This is a genomic window from Acinetobacter stercoris (genome assembly GCF_900323515.1).
Lineage (GTDB): Bacteria > Pseudomonadota > Gammaproteobacteria > Pseudomonadales > Moraxellaceae > Acinetobacter > Acinetobacter stercoris.
On sequence record NZ_OOGT01000309.1, the window covers coordinates 1 to 2,850 of the forward strand.

At 35.2% G+C, this 2,850-nt stretch carries 3 protein-coding genes; 1 reads left to right on the forward strand and 2 read right to left on the reverse strand.

The window, feature by feature from the left end; all coding sequences use genetic code 11:
* Nucleotides 1–92: 92 nt before the first annotated feature.
* Entirely contained in the window at nt 93–557 is a 465-nt protein-coding gene (locus KPC_RS18840) for a MarR family winged helix-turn-helix transcriptional regulator (protein WP_121975857.1), read from the forward strand.
* Here KPC_RS18840 and KPC_RS18845 read toward each other — a convergent pair.
* Nucleotides 554–1,213, reverse strand: coding sequence for an SOS response-associated peptidase (locus tag KPC_RS18845; RefSeq protein ID WP_121975859.1), 660 nt, complete (start codon nt 1,211–1,213; stop codon nt 554–556). The two genes, KPC_RS18840 and KPC_RS18845, sit on opposite strands and share 4 nt — an antisense overlap.
* 63 nt (nt 1,214–1,276) lie before the next feature.
* A complete protein-coding gene (locus KPC_RS18850; protein ID WP_121975858.1) occupies nt 1,277–2,743 on the reverse strand; it encodes an aldehyde dehydrogenase family protein in 1,467 nt (488 codons plus the stop codon).
* Nucleotides 2,744–2,850 lie beyond the last annotated feature (107 nt).

Sequence of the window (2,850 nt, forward strand, 5' to 3'; positions counted from 1 at the left end):
GTTATTATAATGATCACATATTGATTCATTTATTTGCTTTAACTTTTTTTGTTTTGCTTTGCAATAATTAAAAAAATATTGGGACTATGTTTATGACCAAAAAATATGCCAAATTTCTTCCATCCGCTGAAGATTTCAATCTTGAAAACTTTCCATTTTATTGGATTACGCAGGTTCATGCGCAATACGTTTTAAATGTGGATCACGTTTTAAAAAAGTTCGGGGTTGATAATTCAAGAAGAAGAGTTCTTGTGGCTTTAGAGACCAAACCAGATGCAAGTGTTTCTGAACTTTCAGAAATGATTGTTTCAAAAATGTCAACCACTACGAAAATTGTGTATCGTTTAAAGGACGAAGGATATGTTGAAACTTATTCTTGTCCAAACGATGCCCGTATTACTCGTGTAAAATTGACTGAAACTGGTAAAAAAATGACAGTGAAAATTAATGATTTGATGGCTGTTGTTTTAGAACAATCTTTCGAAGGTTTAACGCCTTTGCAAATTGAAAAGCTTATGGAAAGTTTAAAGCATATTTTTAAGAATCTTTCTCATTAGTCAAAAAAATTTAACTGAGAAGAGTCTGCCTTGTTCTTTAATTTAGGCGAATAGTTACATTCAAACTCTTCTACAGGAAAACCTTGTATAAAAGAACTGATGTCTGGTTGTCGTAATGAGAGCCATTCATCCAACCTCTCATGGGGTATCACTATAACAGAACGTTTATCTGTTCTTGGTTCATGGAATTCCTTCATCATCGGATGTTCATGTGCATCCATGCTGATCATCGTTGCCGAACGAATAATTTCATTTTGAATCCTAGCTATTTCATATAACGCTGCGATGTAAAATGCTTGTCCATCTTTTCTACGCACGCTCCAGCGCTGTGGTTTTCCATTAATATATTTAGTTTCATAAAATTCGTTTACTGGAATAACTCCAAACTGACATTTATTAAAAGCTTCTCTAAAACTTGGTTTACTCACTAGTGTTTCGTTTCTGGCATTATAGGTACGCTTTGCGATTTCCTTATCTTCAGCCCATTTAGGAATCAAACCGAAGTTAACCAAACGCCATTCTACTCCCTGCTTAGATTTAAACAGTAAGGGTGTCTGGAAACCTGGATAAACTTCTTCAGGATACTCAGATGTTAGTAAAGGTAATCCAAGCTGTTTTATCTGCAATATAGTAAGTGGTTTAAAATTTGCACACATAATTATGGGGTTGGCTGTATTTACAAGCATCATAACAAAATCATGATGCTTGATAAAATATTGCTAAATTGGATAATTTTTAGGTACTTTTTGGATGGTTACCCAATGAGTTCGAGTAAATTCTTCTAATAGCCAATGACCATTGAAACGTCCTAATCCAGAATTTTTCTCCCCTCCAAACGGAGCATTTGGTTGATCGTCTACAGTAATATCATTGATATGTGTCATTCCAGCTTCTATTCCTCGGGCAAAACGAATACCCCGTTCATAGTTCTGCGTGCATACAGCACTTGATAGACCATATTCAGTATCATTAGCTAATTTTAAAGCATGTTCTTCATTGCTTGCCTTGATTATAGGCAATACTGGACCAAAGCTTTCATCTCTTGCAAGCGATGAATTTGGATCCACTTCAGTAAAAACGTGTGGAGGAATGATATTCCCATCTATTTCACCACTCAATATAAGCTTAGCTCCATCTTTTTGTCCCTTATCAATAATAGATTTGATACTGCTTATTTGTTGCTGATTAATAATGGGGCCAACGATTGTGCCCATCACACTTGGATCACCAACTTTTAAAGAAGAAATTTTTTGTAAAAGTTTCTCCACAAAAATATCATGTACCTTCTCGTCTACAATAATACGATTCGTACTCATGCATATTTGTCCTTGATGAAGGAAACGTCCCATCACGGCAATATCTACAGATTGATCAATATCTGCATCATCCAGAATAACTAATGGAGCATTTCCACCAAGTTCAAGTGCCAAACGTTTTAAATTACGGCTTGCTATTGCTAGCTGACCTACATGTTTTCCTACCTTTGTCGATCCAGTAAATGATATTAATTTTGGAGTTTCATGTTCTACAAAATAATCTCCTATCTCGCTTCCTGCTCCGGCAACAACATTCAATACACCTAAAGGAATACCAGCTTCCTCAAAAATCTTTCCAAGTAATAAACCTCCAGTAATAGGTGTATCACTTGATGGTTTTAAAACAACTGTATTTCCGATTGCAATTGCGGTAATCACTGAGCGCATACTCAAATGAAATGGAAAATTCCAAGGGCTAATGACTGCAATAACTCCCAAAGCCTGCCTGAAGACCCGACTTTGCTGATCAGGTGAAGCTGCTTGTAATGTTTCATCTTGCATTCTGGTCGGATATGTAGATGCTTCCTGAATAATCCCTAGAGCAGCATCCACTTCAATATTTGCCTTTAAACGTGTACTTCCTGACTCTGAAATTAATAAATCTACAATTTCTTCACGGCGTGCCTGAATAATAGCCAACACTTTATGACAAATATCTACTCTGAGATCTACCGCTGTTTTTGACCAATCTTTAAATGCAGTAGAAGCAGCCTGATATGCGTTATCCACATCGTCCGTATTGGCAGCCTGAATCTGCATAATTTCTTCTTGTGTATAAGGATTTAAATTTTCTATGATTTTATGAGATTTCCCTTTTACCCATTGCCCTGCTATAAACTGATTTTCATAGAGATGATCGACTTTTATCATTTCATAATCCTTTACATTAATTAATTTATTTACTTTTTTAATTTATTGAAAATTCACTTATTAAACCAGTGAAAACTTGTTATATAACTTATTTTATTAATAATAAG

Coding starts and splice junctions, on each gene's coding strand:
- KPC_RS18840 (WP_121975857.1), top strand. CDS start 93: ATGACCAAAAAATATGCCAAATTTCTTCCATCCGCTGAAGATTTCAAT.
- KPC_RS18845 (WP_121975859.1), bottom strand. CDS start 1,213: ATGTGTGCAAATTTTAAACCACTTACTATATTGCAGATAAAACAGCTT.
- KPC_RS18850 (WP_121975858.1), bottom strand. CDS start 2,743: ATGATAAAAGTCGATCATCTCTATGAAAATCAGTTTATAGCAGGGCAA.